Source organism: Halorussus amylolyticus, from assembly GCF_004143485.2.
Taxonomy (GTDB): Archaea; Halobacteriota; Halobacteria; order Halobacteriales; family Haladaptataceae; genus Halorussus; species Halorussus amylolyticus.
In genome coordinates this window covers 12,734-34,857 of record NZ_ML974138.1, presented here as the reverse complement: position 1 = coordinate 34,857, position 22,124 = coordinate 12,734, and the positions used below count along the sequence as shown (strand labels likewise).

The 22,124-nt window shown below is 64.8% G+C and carries 21 protein-coding genes; 8 read left to right on the top strand and 13 right to left on the bottom strand.

The genetic code is table 11. From position 1 onward, the window contains the following. Positions 1–7 precede the first annotated feature (7 nt). The 3 genes from EKH81_RS14920 to EKH81_RS14910 form a co-directional block, all read right to left on the bottom strand. A complete protein-coding gene (locus EKH81_RS14920; RefSeq protein WP_132058765.1) occupies positions 8–310 on the bottom strand; it encodes a PadR family transcriptional regulator in 303 nt (100 codons plus the stop codon). A 104-nt stretch (positions 311–414) separates the two neighbouring features. Next, positions 415–1,176, bottom strand: a complete 762-nt coding sequence (locus tag EKH81_RS14915) for a minichromosome maintenance protein MCM (RefSeq protein ID WP_132058764.1) — start codon at positions 1,174–1,176, stop codon at positions 415–417. A 270-nt stretch (positions 1,177–1,446) separates the two neighbouring features. Continuing rightward, positions 1,447–2,175: a DUF6498-containing protein gene (locus EKH81_RS14910; RefSeq protein WP_132058763.1), complete on the bottom strand. Its 729-nt coding sequence runs from the start codon at positions 2,173–2,175 to the stop codon at positions 1,447–1,449. Positions 2,176–2,502: 327 nt separating this feature from the next. Here EKH81_RS14910 and EKH81_RS14905 point away from each other — a divergent pair, with 327 nt between their 5' ends. From EKH81_RS14905 to thrC, 4 genes are all read left to right on the top strand, one after another. Further along, positions 2,503–5,478 (top strand): FAD-binding and (Fe-S)-binding domain-containing protein, encoded by a 2,976-nt coding sequence (locus EKH81_RS14905; protein WP_132058762.1) that lies wholly within the window; start codon positions 2,503–2,505, stop codon positions 5,476–5,478. Between the two features lie 65 nt (positions 5,479–5,543). Continuing rightward, the gene (locus EKH81_RS14900; RefSeq protein WP_132058761.1) at positions 5,544–5,822 is read left to right on the top strand and encodes a DUF7521 family protein; all 279 of its coding nucleotides are present in this window, start codon (positions 5,544–5,546) and stop codon (positions 5,820–5,822) included. Positions 5,823–6,303: 481 nt separating this feature from the next. After that, the gene (locus EKH81_RS14895) at positions 6,304–7,065 is read left to right on the top strand and encodes an HpcH/HpaI aldolase family protein (protein ID WP_132058760.1); all 762 of its coding nucleotides are present in this window, start codon (positions 6,304–6,306) and stop codon (positions 7,063–7,065) included. Beyond that, entirely contained in the window at positions 7,062–8,300 is a 1,239-nt protein-coding gene (gene thrC / locus EKH81_RS14890) for a threonine synthase (protein ID WP_162224643.1), read from the top strand. The genes EKH81_RS14895 and thrC overlap by 4 nt, the downstream gene beginning before the upstream one ends. Positions 8,301–8,317: 17 nt before the next feature. On the opposite strand, the gene EKH81_RS14885 is transcribed toward thrC, so the two are convergent. Both EKH81_RS14885 and EKH81_RS14880 read right to left on the bottom strand, forming a co-directional pair. Next, positions 8,318–8,557, bottom strand: coding sequence for a CDGSH iron-sulfur domain-containing protein (locus EKH81_RS14885; RefSeq protein ID WP_132058889.1), 240 nt, complete (start codon positions 8,555–8,557; stop codon positions 8,318–8,320). A 34-nt stretch (positions 8,558–8,591) separates the two neighbouring features. After that, a complete protein-coding gene (locus tag EKH81_RS14880; protein WP_132058758.1) occupies positions 8,592–9,884 on the bottom strand; it encodes an oxidoreductase in 1,293 nt (430 codons plus the stop codon). A 522-nt stretch (positions 9,885–10,406) separates the two neighbouring features. Here EKH81_RS14880 and EKH81_RS14875 point away from each other — a divergent pair. From EKH81_RS14875 to EKH81_RS14865, 3 genes are all read left to right on the top strand, one after another. Next, positions 10,407–10,829: a DUF7992 family protein gene (locus EKH81_RS14875; protein ID WP_132058888.1), complete on the top strand. Its 423-nt coding sequence runs from the start codon at positions 10,407–10,409 to the stop codon at positions 10,827–10,829. 114 nt (positions 10,830–10,943) lie between these two features. Then, positions 10,944–11,423 carry a cation:proton antiporter regulatory subunit gene (locus EKH81_RS14870; protein WP_132058757.1) on the top strand — a complete coding sequence of 160 codons (480 nt, stop codon included), beginning with the start codon at positions 10,944–10,946 and terminating at the stop codon, positions 11,421–11,423. Further along, the gene (locus tag EKH81_RS14865; RefSeq protein WP_132058756.1) at positions 11,424–12,629 is read left to right on the top strand and encodes a cation:proton antiporter; all 1,206 of its coding nucleotides are present in this window, start codon (positions 11,424–11,426) and stop codon (positions 12,627–12,629) included. 69 nt (positions 12,630–12,698) lie between these two features. On the opposite strand, the gene EKH81_RS14860 is transcribed toward EKH81_RS14865, so the two are convergent. The 4 genes from EKH81_RS14860 to EKH81_RS14845 form a co-directional block, all read right to left on the bottom strand. Beyond that, positions 12,699–13,301 (bottom strand): LURP-one-related/scramblase family protein, encoded by a 603-nt coding sequence (locus EKH81_RS14860; protein ID WP_132058755.1) that lies wholly within the window; start codon positions 13,299–13,301, stop codon positions 12,699–12,701. Positions 13,302–13,398: 97 nt separating this feature from the next. Continuing rightward, positions 13,399–13,956 (bottom strand): thioredoxin family protein, encoded by a 558-nt coding sequence (locus tag EKH81_RS14855; RefSeq protein WP_202935163.1) that lies wholly within the window; start codon positions 13,954–13,956, stop codon positions 13,399–13,401. 361 nt (positions 13,957–14,317) lie between these two features. After that, on the bottom strand, positions 14,318–15,319 hold the full coding sequence (locus EKH81_RS14850) for a glutathione S-transferase family protein (RefSeq protein WP_132058754.1): 1,002 nt from the start codon (positions 15,317–15,319) through the stop codon (positions 14,318–14,320). 95 nt (positions 15,320–15,414) lie between these two features. Continuing rightward, positions 15,415–16,134, bottom strand: coding sequence for a helix-turn-helix domain-containing protein (locus EKH81_RS14845; protein ID WP_132058753.1), 720 nt, complete (start codon positions 16,132–16,134; stop codon positions 15,415–15,417). A 238-nt stretch (positions 16,135–16,372) separates the two neighbouring features. On the opposite strand from EKH81_RS14845, the gene ctaD reads away from it, so the two are divergent. After that, positions 16,373–18,100 (top strand): cytochrome c oxidase subunit I, encoded by a 1,728-nt coding sequence (gene ctaD / locus EKH81_RS14840; protein WP_132058886.1) that lies wholly within the window; start codon positions 16,373–16,375, stop codon positions 18,098–18,100. Positions 18,101–18,132: 32 nt separating this feature from the next. Here ctaD and EKH81_RS14835 read toward each other — a convergent pair whose 3' ends face one another. From EKH81_RS14835 to EKH81_RS14820, 4 genes are all read right to left on the bottom strand, one after another. Continuing rightward, positions 18,133–18,561 (bottom strand): CopG family ribbon-helix-helix protein, encoded by a 429-nt coding sequence (locus EKH81_RS14835; RefSeq protein ID WP_132058752.1) that lies wholly within the window; start codon positions 18,559–18,561, stop codon positions 18,133–18,135. A gap of 190 nt (positions 18,562–18,751) precedes the next feature. Then, positions 18,752–18,949 (bottom strand): hypothetical protein, encoded by a 198-nt coding sequence (locus tag EKH81_RS14830; protein WP_132058751.1) that lies wholly within the window; start codon positions 18,947–18,949, stop codon positions 18,752–18,754. Beyond that, a complete protein-coding gene (locus EKH81_RS14825; protein ID WP_132058750.1) occupies positions 18,946–20,160 on the bottom strand; it encodes a right-handed parallel beta-helix repeat-containing protein in 1,215 nt (404 codons plus the stop codon). Before EKH81_RS14825 ends, EKH81_RS14830 begins: the two co-directional genes overlap by 4 nt. A gap of 70 nt (positions 20,161–20,230) precedes the next feature. Beyond that, positions 20,231–22,102, bottom strand: a complete 1,872-nt coding sequence (locus EKH81_RS14820) for a DEAD/DEAH box helicase (RefSeq protein ID WP_449405110.1) — start codon at positions 22,100–22,102, stop codon at positions 20,231–20,233. Positions 22,103–22,124: the final 22 nt, after the last annotated feature.

Here is a 22,124-nt window from a genome sequence, read left to right as displayed (position 1 = left end):
CGCGGTCCTACGGTTCCGCGGTCGGCTGTAGCGACTCCGAATCGACGTACTGGGCTTCCCACTCCCTGCGGGCTTCGAGTTCGCGGGTCCCCCGTCGGGTCAGCGTGTAGTAGTTCGTCCGGCGGTCGCGCTGGCCCTTCTCGACGAACCCCTTATCGACGAGGGTGTCGAGGTTCGGGTACAGTCGCCCGTGGTGAATCTCCTTCTCGTAGTAATTTTCGAGTTCCGCTTTGATGGCGAGACCGTGCGGTTCGTCTAATCCCGCGATGACGTACAGCAGGTCGCGCTGGAACCCCGTCAAGTCGTACATCGTTTCCCCTGTTACAAGGAAGTCATCGAACCGACAAAAGAGTGGTGGCCGTTTCAGGCCTCGGTGGACGTGTCACGTCCGAACAACGCGAAAATCGCGGGAGGCTACGCGTTCGACTCGGTTAAGCGTTCCATACTCACCGATTCGACCCACGTCTCGCTGACTGTCGAATCTCCCGACCTGTCGGCCCGCGGGATGCCGACCACCTGGACGCGCTCGCCGCTCGACACCGACCCGGCGAGGTCGTGTTCGAGCAGCACTGTCATCGCTTTCGGGGTCGGCCCGCCCTCCCCGTTTGCGTTGGCGTCGGGGTCCCGTAGCGCGATTTCCTGGGAATCGACGTACTCGCTGTCCTCGGGTGCGAACGAGAGGTAGCCCACGGAGTTACACCGCGGGCACTTCTCGTGCGTTCGAAGTTCGCGCCCCGGTTGGGCTACGTGGCGAGTGACCGCCTCGCACTTCCCGCACCGGAACGCCGCTCGGACGACTTTCGGGCGGATGGGACCCGTTTCGGCGACTATCCCGTGGGTCGTGTAGAGTTCGTTGAGGTGTCGCGCGCGAATCTCCGACAGCGAGATGTCGCTTTTCGCGGGCAAGTCGGTGACGCGGAGGTAGGCGTCCTCGAAGTCTCGGCCGTCTGCTTCGCCGAGAAACCGCCCGAGTGCGGCCTTTCCCGCGCGAAGGACCTCGTCGGGGTCGGCGAGCAGCGGTCGGACGAACCGGTAGTCGTGACCGAACCGACTGCAACTCACCGAGAGCGCGCGCCGGTCGGGGTACGCGTCCACGAACTGACGCACCGACTCGGCCCTATCGCGGTACACGTACTCGTACCACTTTTCGGTCAGGTCGGCGCTACGGACTGACATGCCTGTTCAAACTCGGCGAACGGCCTTTGTTACGCGCCTCCTGTTCGGCGGGTAAGTCGTTTAGCGCGGACCTGTGCGCCCGGTTTCGTCTCGCGGCCGAGTTCGTTTTCGAATTCGTTTACGTAATCGTTTCCGAAAACGAAAACGTATCTGTGTGCCTGTCTGGATAGAAACGCCGCGTTGGTCATCTCGATAGCGGTGTATCCGTTGATATGCTCGGTCCGTCGCTGAGTTTCTGAGTTGAAAAGTAGAAACGCAATTACGCCTGTCTCAGTTGACATTGATCTCAAAATCGTCTGTCCGGGGGTCTAAACTCCCCATCCACGCCCTAATCGCCCCCATTGGAACTAAATAGAGTAACAACCAGGCCCGTGAAGTCAGATTGGTATCTGTGCCGAATACGATACCCGCAAGCACGATGGTGATTGGAGGGGCCACATAGACCAACATCAGATACAATTCAACAACTGGAACAAACGCAAATTCAAGCGCGTCCGCCGGTGACTTGTCTCGATATGACCGGTTGGCGATGAAGTAGCGCCAGACGCGCGTCAGCTGAAAGAAAACAGTGCCGGCAATTGCGAGCCCAACTGAGAGGGGAAGTCCCGAATCCAAATCATAACTGGAAACGATAGGTCTCATGATTAATCCAATAAGGAAAGCTGCGATAATCGCTCTTCTCAGAACGAATTTGATATTCCGCCAGTATATAGGCGGTATTAGAGCAATCGGCTGGAGTGGAGTGGGGTCGTTATCCCAAGCGTCCCCATCAAGAGCATCCACCGACTGTGATGTGAATAACGCGACAGAGAGGAACAGGACATTGATAATCGCTATCTCGATGATATATATGAACGCGATTTCAACAAGACTCCACTCGAATACAACCACTCCAAGGATAAGCGCAAGGTTCAGAACGCACCCAGAAACGAAATCACGGGACTCTCTGAGCACTCTGGGAGCCGTTTTAACAACTCCCGCCAGACTGCTCTTTCCCATCTACCTACACATTTGCTCGGTAGCCATTTATTTCATTTCATAACCACTGAGTTCACTTGACCGGCATTAATTTCCGACAATAAATGAGATGGGGAACTATAGTGCACGGTCCGAACATCATCTGTAACTGATAGGACTCTCCGCGGTCAATTCGCAGTCTCCATCAATCGGGTGTTTCACCCGATTTTATTCTTGAACAAGAGGACTTCGACAGAGCCGCCGCGTTGGCTTCGTCGTGTGGCCGAGTCGGTCGTTCGCTCGCGAGTCGGGTCACAGTTTCTCGGTTCGCACCTCGGATTTAAGCCCTCTCGCGTGCCACAATGTACCATGTCTTCTCCCTCCCGGTCCGACGCCCCGGATTTCGAGGCGTTCCGAGAGTCGCTCGACATCGACGCGCCCGACGACCCCGCCCACGCCGAACTCGCGGCCGACCTCCGGAGCGCCTGCGACGGTGCGGTTCGGTTCGACGAGTACACCCAAATCCTCTACGCGACCGACGGGAGCATCTATCAGGCCCGCCCGGCGGGCGTCGTGTTCCCGACCGATTCGGCCGACGTTCGAACCGCGATGGAAGTCGCGGCCGACCACGACGCGCCGGTCCTGCCCCGAGGCGCTGGCTCGTCGCTCGCGGGCCAGACGGTGGGGCCGGGCTGTGTCGTCCTCGACTTCTCGCGGCACATGGACGCGATTCTGGACGTGGACCCCGACGCCGAGCGCGCGACGGTCCAACCCGGAGTCGTGCAGGACGATCTAGACGCCCACCTCGCGGAGTGGGGTCTGAAGTTCGCGCCCGACCCCGCCTCCTCGAATCGCGCGACCATCGGCGGCGGCATCGGGAACAACTCCACCGGAGCGCACTCGGTCCGGTACGGAATCACGGACGCCTACGTCGAGGAGGTCCGGGCGGTTCTGGCGGACGGCACGCCCGTCCACGCCCGCGAAATCGTTCTCGACAGTCCCGAATGGGACGAAATCGTGTCCGGTGACGACCGCGAGGCCGACCTGTATCGGACGGTCCGGGAGTTGGTCGAGGCCAACGCCGACGAAATCGAGTCTCGCTATCCGGACCTCAAGCGGTCGGTGTCGGGGTACAACCTCCACGAAGTCGTTTACCAAAACGCAAACGGAAACGTATGTGTGAATCTCTCCAAGCTGTTCGTGGGCGCGGAGGGGACGCTCGGCGTCGTGACCGAGGCGACCCTCTCGCTCGTTTCGCGACCCGAGGAGACCGCGCTCGCGCTCTACTGCTTCGACGACCTCGTGACCGCGATGGAGGCGGTGCCCGAAGCGCTCGAATTCGACCCGAGCGCGGTCGAACTCATGGACGAGGAGGTGTTCCGACTCGCCCGCGAGTCGTCGGAGTACGCCGAGTACGCCGACCCTATTCCCGAGGGTGCCGCCGCGGCGCTCATGCTGGAGTTCGACTCGGAAGGCACCGACGACTTGGAAGGAGCCATCGCGGAAACCTCGGCTCACTTCGTCCACGCGGGCGCGGCCTTCGACGTGCTGGAAGCCTACGCTCCCGACGAACAGGCGAAGCTCTGGAAGCTCCGAAAGGCCGCGATTCCGCTCCTGATGAGCATGGAGGGCGACCCGAAGCCCTACCCGTTTATCGAGGACGCGTCGGTCCCGCCGGACGAACTCGCCGAGTACGTCCAGGGGTTCATGGGCGTGCTGAAAGCCCACGACACCTCGGCGGCCTACTTCGCCCACGCCGGGAGCGGCACGCTTCACATCCGGCCGGTACTGAATCTAAAGGACGGCGAGGGCATCGAGAAGATGCAGTCCATCGCCGAGGACGTGACCTCGCTCGTGCTGGACCACCGGGGGTCGTTCTCGGGCGAACACGGCGACGGTCTCGCCCGGACGCAGTTCAACCCCAAGATGTACGGTCCCGAACTCTGGTCGGCGTTCAGGGAACTCAAGACCGTGTTCGACCCCGACTGGCGGATGAACCCCGGCAAGGTGGTGTTTCGGGACGATTCCCCCACCGACATGCGCGAAAATCTCCGGTACGGCCCAGCGTACTCGTCGCTCGAACCGACCACCGAGCAGGACTTCTCGGAAGAGGGCGGCTTCTCGCATCTCGTGGAACTCTGCAACGGGTGTGGCACCTGCCGACAGACCGACTCGGACGTGATGTGCCCCTCCTATCGCGGGATGAACGAGGAGATGGCGACCACACGCGGCCGGGCGAACATGCTCCGGGCCGCCATCTCCGGCGAACTCTCGGAAGACGAGATGTACTCCGAGCGATTCCAGCAGGAGGTCCTCGACCTCTGTCTTGGATGTAAGGGCTGTCAGAGCGACTGCCCGACGGGCGTCGATTTGGCCAAACTCAAAGCCGAGGTCAAACACCGCTACCACGAACGCGAGGGCGTCGGTCTCCGTGAGCGCCTGTTCGCCGATGTGGACCGCCTCGCACGGGTTGGGAGCGCGCTCGCGCCCGTCTCGAACTGGCTGGCCGACCTCCCCGGAAGCGGCCTCGTCGCGGAAAAAGTGGTCGGGGTCGCCCGCGAGCGCGACCCGCCGGAGTTCGCCGACCAGTCGTTCGAATCGTGGTTCGACGCGCGCGGCGGTCCGCGCGTTCCCGTCGGGAACGCGACGGACCGCGTCCTGCTCGTCCCCGACACCTACACCAACTACGTCTACCCGGCGGCGGGCCGGGCCGCGGTGCAGGTCCTCGAAGCCGCGGGCGTCCGGGTCGAGGTGCCCGACGCCGAATCGAGCGGGCGGCCTGCCTACTCCGAGGGCCTGCTCGACGCGGCGCGCTCACGCGCCGCGTCGAACGTCGAACAGTTCGCGCCCCGAGTCCGCGAGGGCTGGTCGGTGGTGTACGTCGAACCCTCCGACGCCGTGATGGTGCAGGACGAGTACCGCGACTTGTTGGACGGTCCCGACGTGGAGACGGTCGCCGAGAACGCCTACGGCGTCTGCGAGTACATCGACCGAGAGCGACTCGACGACCGCCTCGACTTCGACGCGCCCGGCGACCGACTCGCGTACCACGGCCACTGCAATCAGAAGGCGGTCGGCACCGACGCCCACGCCGCCGCGGTCCTTCGGCGCGCGGGCTACGAGGTCGAGGCGCTCGATTCGGGATGCTGTGGCATGGCCGGAAGCTTCGGCTACCACGCCGAACACTACGACCTCTCGCAGGCTATCGGCTCGATTCTCCGCGACCAATTCGGCGACGCGGACGCCGAGGCCGTGGTCGCGCCGGGTGCATCCTGCCGGTCGCAACTCCACGACGAGCGACCGGCCCATCCCGTCGAACGGTTGGCGGCCGCGCTCGCCCGCTGATTATCCCTGTTGATAACAACTACCTATCTTTAAATTGCTGGAATGAGTAGCGTTCCGGGAATCGAATGCAACCGATGGAAGCGGTCTACGTCGTCCTCAGCGCCGCCCTCGTAATCGTCGGTTTGACGCTGGTGGCGATGGCGACGCGCGCGTACGTCGAGACCGAGCGCAAGTCGATGCTCCTGCTCGCGGTCGGGTTCTCGCTCGTGGTCGCCGCCGCGGTCGCCACTACGTTCAGCGCGTTCATGACCGATTTTTCGCAGAGTCGCACGCTGTTGACGGTGAACTACGCCGTGACGACTGTGGGGTATCTGTTCATCGTCTTCAGCGTTCGTGCGAACTAGGGGTCGTTTTTGGAATCGTTTTCCCCGTACGTGCGTTGACCTCGATTCGGAACCGTTCGTCTGCTCACTCGGGCCCGGACAACGACTTGTAGCATCCCGACAGCCAGAAAACTCCGGTGTGCTCTCTGAATCGCGGAAATTATAGAACCAACGACAGCCAGAAAGCCCCCGCCCGGTCGCGGTCGCTCACCGACATATTCGGCGCTCTCCGCGCCGGAAGACAAACCGCGTCTTCCGAGGTCACCCTCGCTCCGCTCGCGTGACCACCGCCCGCGCCGAATAGGGGTCGGTGAGACGACTACAGTAAACGCGACCGGGCGGCCCCTTTCATTCCCTCCCTTCGGTCGATTCACCGGCCGATTCCCGGTGGACTGTCTCACCAGTCGATTCCAGCGCCCCGTTGCGGCGAGCGCGGCGCACCGCGCCGCGCTCGCCTGCCGCGTCGGAAACCTACTTGCCGGGTGCGCCCGAGGGTTCTGCCATGACGGACTTCAAGCGCGAACTCCGAAGCGGCGAACCGGTCGTCGGCCAGTGGCTCTCCATCGGTGACCCGACCGTGGCGGAACTCTGCGGCCGGGACGCCGACTTCGTCGTCGTGGACACCGAGCACGCGACGACCGACACCGAATCGGTCGCGAACGCGGCGCGCGCCGTCGAATCCGCCGGGGACGCCGAGCCAATCGCCCGCGTGGCGTGGAACGACCCGGTCCGAATCAAGCGCGTGCTCGACACCGGCGTTTCCGGTGTCCTCGTCCCGATGGTCCAGACGGCCGACGAGGCGCGCGAGGCGGTCGAGGCCGTCCGCTACCCGCCGGAGGGAATCCGGGGCATCGCCGGGTCGCGCGCGAACGACTACGGCCGAGAACTCGACTCGGCCGTCGAATCCGCGGGCGACGACCTCGCGACCATCGTCCAAATCGAGACCGAGCGCGCGGTCGGGAACGCCGCCGATATCGCCGCTGTCGAGGGTATCGACGCCCTGCTCGTCGGCCCGGCCGACCTCTCGGGGTCGCTCGACGCCTTCGGCGAGTACGAGTCCGAGACGTTCGCCGACGCGGTGGCCGACGTTATCGACGCGGCCCACGCGAGCGACACGCCGGTCGGCACGCTGGCGACCAACACCGACGAGATTCGGCTCTGGGCCGACTACGGCTACGACTATCAGGTCGTCGGCGTGGACGCTGGCTACCTCGCCGAAGGGGCCGAGCGCGCCCACACCACGTACGAGGACGCGATGCGATGACTGACACTCTCGGTCTGACCTGCTATCGGTGCGGCGCGACCGCCACATTCCCTGACAGCAAGCGATGCGACTGCGGCGAACCGCTCTGGTTCGACACCGAATCTGAAGACTTCGGGTGGCCCGAAAGTGTCGGTCGGGAAGGCGACGGGCCGGGCCGCACCTCCGGCCCGTGGCGCTACGCCGACCTCCTGCCGGTCGAACATCGCGAGGGCGTCGGGTCTGCCGCGGGCGACACCCCGCTCGTCCGAGCGAACGGACTCGACGACTACGCCGGGTGTCGCCTCTGGCTCAAAGACGAGAGCGAGAACCCCACTGGGAGCTTCAAGGATAGGGGGAGCGCGGTGGGCGTAGCGTGGGCCGCTGCGGCGGGCCGAGAGTGGGTCGGCACCGTCTCGCACGGTAACATGGCAATCAGCGTGTCGGCCCACGCCGCCGGAACCGACGCCGAGTGCGTCGTCCTCGTGCCCGACGACATCTCGACCGAGCGACTCACTGCCATCGCGCAGTACGGTCCCGAGGTCCTTCGAATCGCGGGCGACTACGGCCGACTCTACTACGACACGCTCGAAACGGACTCGCCCGTCGAGTTCGTCAACTCCGACACGCCGCTTCGAGTCGCGGGCCAGAAGACCACCGCGCTCGAAATCTGCGAGGCGTTCGCCCGGCGCGGCGCGGTCGCCGACCGCGCCGCGCCCGATGCCATCGTCGTCCCGACCAGTAGCGGCGGCCACGCCAGCGCGTCGTGGAAGGCGCTTCGCGAACTCGAAGCCGCGGGCCTGCTCGGCGCCGATTCGCTCCCGCGACTCTACTTCGTACAGGCCGCGGCCTGCGACCCCATCGCGCAGGCCTACCGCGAAGGGGCCGACGAAGTAACTGCGACCACTGCGGACGAAACGGTCGCCTACTCCATCGCAAACTCGGACCCGCCGAGCGGCACGCGCGCGCTCGCGGCGGCCCGTGAGACCGGCGGCGCGGTTCTCTCGGTGACGGACGACGAGATTCTGGACGCGAAGGCCCGACTGGCCGAGGGCGCTGGCTTCTGCGTCGAACCCGCGTCGGCGACCTCGCTGGCCGGAATCCGCAAACTCACCGAATCGGGCGACCTCGCGGCGGACGACGAGGCGGTCGCGGTCCTGACCGGGACCGGATTCCGCGAACTCGGCGATGCAGGGACCGACCCGGAGACGGTCGATTTGGACGACCTTCCCGAGCGACTCCGGGCGCTCACGGAGTAGCCTGGCCGTCGTAAATTCTACTCGTCGGCGAAGACGATGTCCTCGATTTCGCGGCGTTCGCGGCTTGCATCGTCGTCCTCGTACTTGTAGACCGCCCCGTCGTCCTCGTCCTCTGTTGCTCGGTGCGAGCCGTCGCAGAACGGGTACTCCTCGGAGAGGCCGCACAGACAGACCGCGATGTCGCCGTACTCCTCGTCCAAGTCGTCCTCGTCCAGTCGCACCGGGCCAGTCGCTTCGTGCGTGACTTCGCGGGCCATGTCGGCGATTGGGCCGGTCGGCACGTAACGCTGGCTACTCCCGTTCGTACGCTCCCTCGCGCTCCAGTTCGCCCTTCTCGGCCAGCACTTCGGGCGTCCGGCAGACGCCGCGCGCGCCCGTGACCTGCGGTACGGTGCAGTTGTTGCAGTTCTCGCAAACAACTTCGGCGTCGTCCGCGCCGAGAATCCGGGCCGGAAGCCGAGGTTCGGCGTAGAACGGCCGCCCCATGCCGACCGCGTCGCAATCGCTTCCGAGCAGTCCGTCGATTTGCTCGCGGGTCCGAACCCCGCCTTCGAGCAGCACCGGAATCGACACGCGCTCGCGGACTCGACGCGCGAGGTCGCGGTTCCACGCCGGTTCGAAGCCGTACTCGAACGCCTCGAGTCGATTGAGCGCTGCGACGAGTCCGGCCCGCCACCTGCTTCCGAACGCCGCGGCGTAGCCCGCGCGAAAGCGGTCGTCGCGCCACGCGGCCTCCGGAAACTCCCCGCGGACGATGCTCATGTCCCAGAAGACCGACGCCGTCACGGGCACAACTGCGTCGTACCCGATTTCGTCGAGGCGAGCGCAGATTTCCACGGCGTCCTCGGTCCCGAGTCTCTGCCGAACGAACGGCGGCGCTTCGGTCTCGGCGGGCACCTTCGCCATTAGGGGCACGTCGCCCGCTCGCGCTCGAATCTCGTCGTGGACGAGTTCGAGAAATCGCACCCCGTCGCCGAACTCGTCGTCCCGGCGGTTGTAGAACGGCGAGAGGAACTGCTGGACGATGCCCATGTTCGCTCCGGCGATGTGGACGCCGTCGTAGCCCGCGTCGGCGGCGTACTTCGCCGAGCGGCCGAAGTCGGCGGCGAGGTCGTACACCTCGTCGGTCGAGAGGACGCAGGCGTCGTAGCTCAGGAATCCGAGTCGGTCGAGCGCGCGCAGGAGTCCCGGCGGTCGGGACACCGCGAGCTGGCCCAAATCGGGATGCTCCTCGCGGTACTCGGCGTGCCACGTCTCCATGCTCCGGAGACCGCCGTGTTCGAGTTGGACGAAAATTTTCGCGCCGTGGTCGTGAATCGCGTCGGTGAGTCGAGACAGTCGGGCGACGAACTCGGGGTCGGCCACGCTCGTCATCCCCGGCGCGGCGCATCCGCCCTCCTCGCGAACGATGGTCGCGCCCTGACAGACGAGTCCGGCCCCGGCCGCCGCGGCGGGTTCGAGTTCCCGAATCAGGGTTTCGACCGCGTCCGGGCCGTTGCCCGCGCATTCGAGGAGCGGCGCGCGGTAGAGCCGGTTCGGAACCATCAGACCGCCGATTTCGAGCGAGTCTTCGAGTGCTGGCACGTCGGATTCGGCTTCGGCGGCCCTCGGGGAAAGCGTTGTCCCGAAATCCAAGAGCCACGTCTCGGCTGGACTTTCGGGGAAAGCTACGGCGAATCAGTCCACCCGGCGCGTGCTGGCGCGGCTTTATGCCGCGCCCAAGTCGCGCGAGGGATGAGGACCGCAGGAAGGAGCGACCGAAGGGAGCGACTAACCGAGGACCGCAGTCGGTTGGGGAGGTGTGTGGCCGTCGCGGTTGCGGTGCGGTCCTCATAGGTACCGGGAGTAGCTAGCTGGCTCCACAGTTTTGCGTCTGCTTTTGTTTCTCGTTTTGCGTCTGCTTTCTATTCTCGTTCTGCGTCCGCTTTCGCTTCTCATTATCAGGAGTCAGCAATACAGATTCGTTATTCAGAAACGGGATGTTCTTTTGAGAGAGTATCTCCCTCGTCGAGGACTGGTCTGAGGCTTTATTGTGTTCCCAGTGGCACTATTGGTATGACGCTCGATGTAGCGGTACCGGAATCACCAGACCTCTCGAACCGAGGGATGCCGCGCGAGTTCGAGTGGCAAGAAGAGACGCTCGGGTCGGAGGATTTCTACCGCGAGGATATCGAAGACCTGCTAGAGGAGGGTGCGTGGAAAGAGGGGTTCAACGAGTGGGCCGAGTACACGAATCTCGACGAAGAGCAGGTCCGAATCGTCAGCGACCTCGGCCTGTTCCAGGCGTTCGACTTCTACTGGGACCCGACCGAAGATAGGCTTCGCTTCGACGCCCCGACGATTCCGGACGACTGGCGGGAGCGAGATTCGACCGAATCGCTCGATTCGAGCACGGTTTCGATGATTGACGGTTCGTTAGACGACCTCGGCCGGACGGTGCAGGAGGTGCTGGAAGACTACCTCGAACGGAACGACGAACCGTCCGAGTATGATTGGGGTGAGGGAACGTACGGCGACCGTGGAGAGTAACCCCGGTGTGGTTTCTCGCTGCTGCGAACCGGAGATACCAATCGCAGCCTCATTCTTCCAGCCCCCGATTCGCCTCACCCCACGTTTAAGACCCTATTCGCCCTCTTCACATCCATGACAGTCTACGAAACCGACGTGCCGGGCGTCGGCCGGAAGTTCGAGTACGAACTCGACGGCGAGGACCGCCTCGTCGTGCTCATCCACCACGACGGCAAGCGCGAGGTGTTCCGGCGACCCTCCGAGGACGCCGACGGCACGAAACTGTTCGAACTCAACGACAAGCAGGCCCGCGAGTTCGGCACGATTCTGGAGGGCGCGTACTTCCAGCCAGTCGATTTGGACAGCGTGGACGTGCCGCTCGGCGAGTCCATCATCGAGTGGACCGACCTTCCCGCTGGCTCGTCGCTCGAAGGCGAGAGCCTCCGGGACGCCGAAATCCGCCAGCGGACGGGTACCTCTGTCATCGCGGTTCAGCGCGACGACGAGACGGTCGCCAATCCCGGCTCGGAGTTCGAACTCCGGGCGGGCGACATCCTCGTCACCCTCGGGACCCGCGACGAACAACAGGCCCTGGACGACCTACTCGCCGCGTAGATGGCCGGAGAAATCCTCATCGAAGTCGGCATCGCGCTCACAGCGCTCGCAATCGGCGGTGCGCTCGCGGTCCGCGTGAATCAGTCGGTCATCCCGATGTACATCGTCGCGGGCATCCTCGTCGGACCGAACGTCCCTACCGCGCTCGGGCCGATTCCGCTCACGCTGGTCGAGAACCACGAGTTCATCGACGTGCTGGCGGAACTCGGCGTCGTCTTCCTCCTGTTCTTCCTCGGACTGGAGTTCAACATCGAGCGCCTCGTGGAGGGCTGGAACAAGCTCGTCGGCATCGGCACCGTGGACTTCGTGCTGAACTTCGGCGTCGGCATCGCAATCGGGTTCGCGTTCGGGTTCACGCTCATCGAGACGCTGTTCGTCGCGGGCATCGTCTACATCTCCTCCAGCGCGGTCATCACCAAGTCGCTCATCGACCGCGGGTGGATTGCCAACCCCGAGAGCGAGGCGATTCTCGGCACGCTCGTTTTCGAAGACATCCTCATCGCGGTGTATCTCGCGGTCCTCTCGGCCGTCGCGCTCGGCGGCGGCGGACTCGACGAGGCCGCAATCTCGGTCGGCATCGCGTTCGCGTTCCTCGGCGGTCTCACCCTGCTCGCGTGGTACGGCACCGAGTACGTCGAGCGCGCCTTCACGGTCGATTCGGACGAACTGTTCTTGCTCCGGGTCCTCGGCGTCACGACGCTGGTCGCGGGCGGGGCGCTCGCGCTCGGCGTGAGCGAGGCGGTCGCGGCGTTCTTCGTCGGCACCGCATTCAGTACGACCGGCCACACCCACCGCATCGAGACCGTGGTCGCTCCCGCGCGGGACCTGTTCGCCGCCGTCTTCTTCTTCTCCATCGGTCTCACGACCGACGTGACGGTCATCGCAGGGGTCGCGGCCCTGCTCGCGGTCGCAGTCGTGGCGACCACGCTGACCAAACTCGCCAGCGGGACCGCCGGGGGATTTCTCTACGGTCTGAATCGTCGGCGCTCGCTCCGGGTCGGCGTGGGTCTCGTCCCGCGCGGGGAGTTCTCGCTGGTCATCGCGGCGCTCGCCACCAGCGTCGGCACGGGAGCCTTGGGAACGACGATTCCGGCGTTCGCGGTGGGCTACGTCCTGCTGATGAGCATCCTCGGAACCACGCTGATGGGGTACGCCGACTCGCTGACCGCCTATTCCGGGGAGGTTTCACTTTCCGGGTCGAGCTAGCGTTTACGATATCGAAAACGAAGGCGTAAACGGCGACCGAATGACCGATCTCCGGGAGCGGCCTTCGGCTTACTGATTTTCGAGGGCGTCGAGGATGCACGCGGCGGCGACCACCGCTTCCTTCGGGACGTTGCTCGCGTCGTCGATGCTGACGGTGTAGGTGTCTCGAAGCGAGAACTGTCCGTCGATGTCGCCGACGTGGTTGCCGTCCGCGTCGAGTATCTCGTACTTGTTCGGGAAGATGTTCGCGATACTCACGAGATGTCGGAGCGCAGAGAGGACTTTGCCCTTCGAGTGAATAGTCGCCAGGGCGTCTCCCGTGTCGGGGTCTCGAATCGTCCAGTTCTCGACGAACAGCGAGAAGTCCTCGTCGAGGACGACGATTTCCTCGCCGGTGCCCGCGTCCGTGATGGTGTAGTTCCCCGCCACGTCCAAGATACCGCCAGCTTTCACCGTGAACGCCTCTCGGTCGTCGCCGGTGACGAACGGGAACTCCTCTTTCATCTTGAAGAGCTTCTGTTTCCCGCGCAGGACCACGTCGCCGTTGCTGTCGCGGACGGCGTACTTGTTCCGAATCGCCGACTGTTTGACCTCGTAGCTGTCGTCGTCGAGTTCGACCGTGGAGATGTTGTACTTGCTCGACTCCGGGTCGAACGGGGAGGGCTCTGCCATAGGTGTCGGTGTGTCCCGTTCCGAAAAAAGTCTTCTGTTCATCCGGGGTCGTGTCCGAACGCTTCGATGAAGGCGGCCGCGCTCGCTTCCACCTCGATCACTTCCACTTGATGGAACACCCGCGCGAGGGCATGAACTCCAAGTCCACGTCCTCGCCCGCCAGCACCGAGTCGATGGCCTCGCGGATGTAGAACTCGGTCGCCTCGTCGTCGGGGTTCATCGCGTCGTCGAGGCGGCCGTGGTACGCCAGCGTGAAGGTGTCGCCCTCGTTGCGAAGCAGGAACGGGTCAGGCGTACAGACCGCGCCGTAGGCCTCGGCGGCCTCTTGGGTCTCGTCGCGGAGGTAGGCGTCGTACCGAATCGTCCCGTCCTCGACGTACTCGACCATCTTCTCGAAGGAGTCGTCGGGGTACTCCTCGGCGTCGTTGGGGTTGATGCCGACGACTGAGGCGTCGTCGTACTCCGCGGCGATGTCGTTCAGCAGGTCGAACTTCGCCTGCGCGTACGGGCAGTGATTGCACGTAAACACGAGCAAGAGGGCGTCGTAGTCGGCGAAGTCCGCGAGGGTGTGAGTCTCGCCGTCGGTGCCCCGCAGTTCGAAGTTCGGCACCGGGTCGCCGCGCTCCAGTTCGGCCTCGGACTCTTTCATTACCATGACTGGGAGTTGTTCGGCGTCGGAAAAATAGATTCGGGTGGTGGAGGTGGCGTCAGGTAATCTGGATTGCAATCGAACAGGCGACGCGACCGTGGAAGTGGAACGAACCGCAGAACACGACGGGCTATTAACAGCCAGAAAGCCCCCGCCCGGTCACGCAAGCGGAGCGAGCGTGACCTCGGAAGACGCGGTTTGTCTTCCGGTGGTCGCGGTCGTTGCGCAGGATATTCGCGCCTTCCACACCGCGCGGCGCGAATAGTTGCCTGCGCAAGCGACCACGGCCTTCGGCCGCGACCGGACGGCCCCTTTCATTCCCGCCGTCGGTGGCCTGTGTCGCCGTTCGCTACGAAACACTCGCGAATCAGCGCGCCGGGGCTTCCACGTCCTCGGGCGGGCCGCCCGGCAGTTCGTCCCGGTCGTGACTCGCCTCGAAGTCGAGTTCGGGGCCGACCGGGACGATGCGCTTGGGATTCAGGTCAGCGTGGCTCCGGTAGTAGTGTTCCTTGATGTGGCTCATGTTCACAGTTTCCGCCACCTTCGGCGTCTGATAGAGGTCGCGAAGGTACGGCCCGAGGTTCTCGTAGTCCGAAATCCGGCGGACGTTGCACTTGAAGTGGGTGTAGTAGACCGCGTCGAATCGCACGAGCGTCGTGAACATCGCCACATCGGCCTCCGTGAGGACCGGCCCGGCGAGGTACCGCCGGTCTTCGAGCAGGTCGTCGTAGCGGTCGAGCGCGGAGAACAGGTCGTCGATAGCTCGCTCATACGCCTCCTGTCCGCCAGCGAACCCCGCCCGGTAGACCCCGTTGTTGATGGGGTCGTAGATGTTGTCGATGAGTTCGTCTACCTCGTCGCGGTCGCCCTCGGGATAGAGGGTAACATCGGAGTTCGCCACGGAGTCAAACTCCGTATCCAACATCCGCATGATTTCGCGCGACTCGTTGTTCACGATGGTCTCGCGCTCTTTGTCCCACAGCACGGGCACCGTCACGCGCCCGGTGAACTCCGAATCGGCCTCGGTGTACACGTCCCGGAGGTACTCGTAGCCGTGGAGGTGGCCCTCGGTACACCCCTCCTTCTCGGGGCTGAACTCCCAGCCGTCGTCCTCGCGAAACGGGTCCACGACTGAGACGGAAATCGCGTCTTCGAGTCCCTTGAGACTCCGGACGAGCAGGGTCCGGTGCGCCCACGGGCAGGCGTACGAGACGTAGAGGTGGTAGCGACCCGACTCGGCCGGGAACTCGGCGTCCGGGTCGTCCTCGATTCGATTCCGGAAGGTGGTCTCCTGCCTGTCGAACTCCCCCTCGTCGTTCGTGCTCTCGTACGCGCCGACCCGCCACTCTCCGTTTACGAGCATGTTCATACCCGCGAATTGGATGTGCGCGCCTAAAGGCGCACTGCTCGCGGCACTCGGGGCCTCTGAATCGCACGTCGTTTTCTCGACTCTCCCAGACTCTCCTACCGTTCGCGCCGGACGAACTCGGTCGCCAGTTCGGCCTCCGCGCGTCGGAGTCGGTACGAGAGCGTCGAGCGCGGAACGTCGAGTTCGTCGGCCAGTTCCTCGACCGTAATCTCGCGCGGGGTCTCGTAATAGCCGCGCTCGACGGCTTCGCGGAGCGTCTCGTAGTGGGCGTAAGGAAGCGCGGGCCGACCGGTGTACGCCGACAGCCACGCCGATTCGTCGGTGACCTGCCGGAGGTCGAGACCGACGCCTTCGCCGCAGGCGTCCCGGAGCGCGTCGTACAGCGGCCCGAGGTTCGCGCCGCTCGGCATCAGGACGCGCCACTCGTACCGACGCCCGCGGCGTTCGGTCGCGAACAGAACGCCCGGCCCGAGGTGCGAAAGCGCGAGGTGCGGCACCGAACTGCATCGGTCGGTCTTCGCCCACGACGTGAACAGGATTCGGCTGGTCGGGTCGCGGTGGAGGACCGCGGTCCGGTGGTCCGTCTCGCAGTCGCTTGCCCCGAGGCAGTCGGCGGCGTGGCCGTGGTCTTCGACCGCGGCCTGCACCCGGTCGAGACTCCCATCCGGGCCGACGATTCGGTCCACGCGCCAGCAGTGGTCGGGCGTGACCGCGCACGCCAGCGAGCGCGCCGACGCGTTCGGATTCGCTCCGAACGCGTCGGCCACCGGGTCGGCCCCCGAATCGTAGTCGAGGGCGAACGACAGGACTCGCATACCGCTCGTTCGGCGCACGCCGAGTTATGTCCGGTGGCTGACGACGCTTCGACCTCAGACGCGTCGAAGGAGAGACCTGTCGCGCGGTCTCTCTCGAAATCGCCCCGACGGCGTCGGGGCGATTTCGAAGTTGACCGTCGCGCGACGGATTTCGGCGCACGCCAACCGAGAACCCACGTAGCTCTCGGCCGTTCGTCCCCACATGGTCGAAGCCGAACTGCTCGCGCTGACGGTCGTCATGGGAGTGCTCCTACTCGGCGTCGCGGCGTTCCTCGCGCGCGCCGAGAACTGGCGGTCGTACACGTCTACCGCGGGCGGGGGCGGATTCGGGGAGACCGAGGATGTCGTCCACGAGGAGAAACCCGGCGGTCTCGCTCGGTGGCTCACCACGGTGGACCACAAGGACATCGGGATGCTGTACGGTCTCTACGGACTCATCGCCTTCGCGTTCGGTGGCATCGCGGTCCTCCTGATGCGGGTCGAACTCGCCACGCCCGAATCCACGCTCATCGGCGCGAACTTCTACAATTCGCTGTTGACGACCCACGGAATCACGATGCTGTTCCTGTTCGGGACGCCCATCATCGCGGCGTTCGGGAACTACTTCATCCCATTGCTCATCGGCGCGAACGACATGGCGTTCCCGCGCATCAACGCCATCGCGTTCTGGCTGTTGCCGCCCGGAGCGCTTCTCATCTGGGCGGGCTTCTTCTTCGCGCCGCTCGGCGTGGGCATCGAACCCTCGCAGACGAGCTGGACGATGTACACGCCGCTGTCGGCCGAGCAGGTGAACCCCGGCGTGGACCTGATGCTCCTCGGACTCCACCTGACCGGCGTCTCGGCGACGATGGGGGCGATAAACTTCATCGCGACCGTGTTCACCGAGCGCGGCGAGGACGTTGGGTGGGAGGAACTCGACATCTTCTCGTGGACGATGATAACCCAGTCGGGGCTGATTCTGTTCGCGTTTCCCCTGCTCGGGAGTGCGCTCGTGATGCTCCTGCTCGACCGCAACTTCGGCACCGCGTTCTTCGCGGTCGAGGGCGGCAGTCCCCTGCTGTGGCAGCACCTGTTCTGGTTCTTCGGCCACCCGGAGGTCTACATCCTCGTTCTGCCGCCGATGGGACTGGTGAGTCTCATCCTCCCGAGATTCGCTGGCCGGAAGCTGTTCGGGTTCAAGTTCGTCGTCTATTCTACGCTGGCAATTGGCATCCTGAGTTTCGGCGTGTGGGCACACCACATGTTCGCGGTCGGAATGGACCCGCGGATTCGAGCGTCGTTCATGGCCGTCTCGCTCGCTATCGCGGTGCCGAGCGCGGTCAAGACGTTCAACTGGATTACCACCATGTGGAACGGGCACATCAGACTCACGACGCCGATGCTGTTCTGCATTGGATTCGTCCAGAACTTCATCATCGGCGGCGTCACCGGCGTCTTCCTCGCGTCAGTCCCCGTGAATCTGGTCGTCCACGACACGTACTACGTGGTCGGGCACTTCCACTTCATCGTGATGGGCGCGATTGCGGTCGCCGGGTTCGCGGGCATCTACTACTGGTTCCCGCTCTACACCGGCCGAATGTACCAGCGCACCCTCGGCAAGATCCACTTCTGGCTCACGATGGTCGGGTCGAACGTGACCTTCTTCGCCCTGCTGTTTCTGGGCTACGGCGGCATGCCCCGACGCTACGCGACCTATCTCCCGCAGTTCACCGATATGCACCAGGTAGCTACGCTCGGCGCGTTACTCATGGGCGTCGGCCAACTCATCTTCGTCTGGAACATCGTGGTCTCGTGGCTCGAAGGTCCCGAAGTCGGGTCCGGCGACCCGTGGGACCTCGAAGACGACGGCCTGCTCTCGAAGGAGTGGGCGTGGTTCGAGCGCAAGCGCGAGACCGCGATTACCGACGGCGGCGAGGGCGAGGCGGCCGATGCGGACGGCAGAAAATCCGACGCGACCGACGACTGATTCGGCCGGTCCGAACCGACCGGCGACCCGTCTCACTCCACCCGCGCGAACGGCCCCGCGCCGTCCACCGGAATCACCGAGTAGTCCACCGTGAGGGTGTCTTGGGTGGCCCGAATCTTCCCCACGAACGTCGAGATGTCCGCCAGACTTCCTTCGAGGATGAACAGTTCCATGCAGTAGTGGTCGCCGACGTGATTATGGACGTTCGAGGCGACCAGTCCCTCGTACTCGTGACGCAGATGCATCATCCGCTCCTCAACGGTGGTGTCCTCGTAGCTGAACAGCACCGTGACCACGCCCATCAGGTCGCGGTCTTCGAGTTTCTTGTCCTCGAACTCGCCGAGGAGGTTTCGGGCTGCCTCGCGAAACACTTCGCTCCGCCCGGTGTAGCCGTGTTCGTCGGCGAACTCGTCCACCCGGTCAAGTAGTTCGTCTGGCATCGAGATACTGACGACCGTCATGTATTAATCAAGCATCCATCGAATAATAGCTCTTATTATTCGACGCGGATTTCGGCCGTTTGGGTTGCCAACGCTGCGGCGATGGCCGCGAAGCGACGGCGCGCGCCGTCGCTTCGCGTTGTCTCCGGAATTTGGTCGTGCGACGGATTCGAAGGCGGGTCCGTCGCGCTGCTCCTCGATTTCGGACGAGTCACTGCTCGGGCGTCGTGAAGGGAAGCGTGGCGGCGGTGCGCTGGGTCACGGTCGCGGTTCGGAGAACGAACGCGACCAACAGCGCGAGGCCGGTCACGGCGAGTCGGTCGCCGTCGAGCAGTATCGACTCTCGAATCCGTTCCCGAATCGGTCGGGATTCGCCGCCGGTCTCCTCGGCCGTCACACCTCCGCTCATTCTTCGAGCGCGTCTCCCGAACGCGGGACGTTTTCGCGGTCCGTCGCACCCGAAATCGTGTTGTTCTCGCTCCCGCGTCGCACAGTCACGTCCCGACGGTTCTCCCGGATTTCGTTGCCGCGAAACGCGTTGTCGTCCGAGTCGAACAGCGAGACGCCCCGACCGTTGTCGGTCACGCGGTTTCCGACCACTCGGTTCCCGTCGCTCGAAATCAGCAGCAGTCCGTCCCGGCCGTCGGTCGCGACGCCGTCGAGCAGGCGATTCTCGTGGGCCGACCGGAGTCGAAATCCGACCGCGTTGCCGACCGCCGAGACGTTTCGAACGGTGTTGTTCGCCGACTCGTCCGCCAGAAAGACGCCGTAGAACCGATTCGACGCTCGAAGGTCGGCGACGAGGTTATCGGTGGCGAGCGAGAGCCAGACGCCCGCGATTCGATTCTCGGTGGCTTCGCCGCCGACGAGTCGGTTCCCGCTCGCGCCCGCGAGGACCACGCCGTACTCGTTTCCGCGCGCGGTCGCGTTCCGAACCCCGTTCCCGGACGCGTCGGCCCCGAGACGGACGCCGAACAGCGCGTTTCCGGCGGCGGTGACGTTTTCGAGCCGATTTCCGCGGCTGGCGTCGGCGAGCGAGACGCCGTGGACCGCGTTGCTGACCGCCCGAACGCCGGCGAATCGCGTTCGGGAGGTGTTCATCGCCAGCACGCCGATTCGGCTCTCGGTCGCGGTCACGTTCGCGACGGTTCCTCTGGTCGCGTTCCGAATCAGAACGCCGTCGTCCCACCCTGAGACCGTCAGATTTCGCACGGTGACGTTCGAGACGCCCGTCTGCCACGTCCCGACCGACACGCCCGCGGTGCCGAACGCGCCGGTCCCGTTCACGGTGTGGCCGCCGCCGTCGATTACCACGTCGCTCGCTCGGATACGGAGACACTGGCTCGCGTCGTCGGCTTCGATATCGTCGGTGAGGATGTATCGGCCGGGTTCGGAGAGTTCGGTACAGGAGTCGATTCGGGTGGGTTCGCTCTGCTCGACCGCCGAGGCGGCGTGTTCGCCGTCGCTCACCTCGTTTGTGACAATCCTCCCGCTCTCCTCGCCCGCGTCTGCGCCCGCGCTTGGCGCGGGCGCAGACGCACCTGCGAGTGCGGACGCGACGACTACTACAGTGAGAGCTATCGCGAGGAGCGTTCGGGACTTCCCAATCGCGGGGCGCATACCCGTCGTTCCACACCTCGTAGAATTGTTATTCGGCGATTTGCGAACTCGGTGCGCCCGAAATCCCGGCTTACTCCTGCTTGACGGCCTCGGCGTCGCGCTCGGTCACGCGAACGCCCTTCGCCGAGAGGTGGCGCATTCGCTGGCGCGCGAAGTCCTCCTCGGTCGTGCCGCGGGTCGCCAGCACGTACATCCGGGCGTTTCCGGTCGGGCGCATCGTCCGCCCGGCGCGCTGTGCGCCCTGCCGTCGGGACCCGCCGAGACCCGACGCCACGATGGCTAATTCGGCGTCGGGCAAGTCGATGCCCTCGTCGCCGACCCGCGAGACGACGAGGGTGTCGCGTTCGTTCGCCTTGAACTCTCGGAGCAGTCGCTCGCGCTCGACGTGACGCATCTCGCCGGAGATGAACGGCACGCCGAGTTCCGCTGCGATTCGGTCGCCCTGGTCGAGGTACTCCACGAAAATCAGGGCCTTCGACTGGGGGTGTTCGGCGAGCAGGTGGCGAATCTCGTCGATTTTCGCGGGGTTGCTCGCGGCGACCTGCCTGCGTTCGTGGCCGTGGGCGGTGCCGTACTCGTTTCGGTAGGTGTCGTCGTCCCACGCGACGTATCGGATTTGGACCTCTGGCTCTTGGACGTATCCGGCGTCGAACAGCGCGTCCCAGTCGGTGCCGATGGGCGGCCCGATGAGGGTGAAGATGTCCTCCTCGCGGTCGTCTTCGCGGACGGGCGTGGCGCTGAGGCCGAGTCGGTGCTTGCTCTGGAGGTCCGCGGAGCGCCGGAACACGTTCGACGGGATGTGTTGGCACTCGTCGTAGATGATGAGTCCCCATTCGCGACTGTCGAACAACTGCCGGTGGCGGTCCATTCCGGCGGTCTGGTACGTCGCAATCGTGACGGGGCGAATTTCCTTCGTGCCACCGTGGTACTCGCCGATTTGCTCGGGGGTGAGCGTGGTGTGGGTGAGCAGTTCCTCGTGCCACTGGGTCGCGAGTTCGCGACTCGGCACCAGAATCAGGGTCTCGCCGCCGACCGCCTCCAGCACGCCCATCCCGGCGACCGTCTTCCCGCTTCCGGGCGGACCGACGAGGACGCCCGACTGCTTCTCGGCGAACTCCGCGACCCAGTCGGCCTGATACGGCCGGAGGTCGAGATTCAGGCTCACGTCGAGGTCCTCGCCGGTTTCGAGGTCGCGGTCGTCCTGCACGGGGTATCCGGCCTCGTAGAGGATGCGCTTGACTTCGGCGACTGACTCCTCGGCCACCCAGCTTTCGGTGTCAGAAATCGGGGCGCGAAGCTGTCCGCCGTCCAACTTCTGGCGGGCGACGTTGCCCATCAAATCCTCGCTCGCGGCTTCGAGGACGACGTAGCCGTCGTCGTGGGTCTTCAGGACGAACTGGCGGGCGCGCTTGTACTGGCTCTCTATCCAGTCTTCGAGGTGGGGCGACCGCTCGGGAAGCACGTCGCGAACGGTGCCGAGCAGGCCCTCCAAATCGTCGTGAGGCGCGGCCCACACGTCCTCTTGGCGAATCTCGTACAGGTAGCCGCCCGAGCGAGTGGTGTCCACGAGGTGGGCGAACTGCGAGAGCTGCGCTCGGGTGAACTGGGTCGGCTGGTCCACCACCAGTTCGCGGCGCTTCGGGAACACCACGACGCGCTCGCGGTCGGCCAGCGCGGCCCAGTCGGTCGGATACCACACCACCGGGTCGGCCGACACGTCGAGCTTCTCGACGCCCTCGCCGTCCGCGAGTCCGTCGAGGGCTTCGGCGGTCTCGGCCTGCGAGCGGTCGAGCGCCCGCGCGACCTCCTCGGCGGTCACGACGGGTCTGCCGAACGATTCGACCGCGTCGTGGAACGCTTCCACGTCCACCGCGCCGGTCGGGGACGGGTCCGGGCCGTCGTTCGCGTCCGAATCGGGAGCGTCGTTCTCGGTGTCGGTCACTGAATCGCGGTAGGAGAGCGAC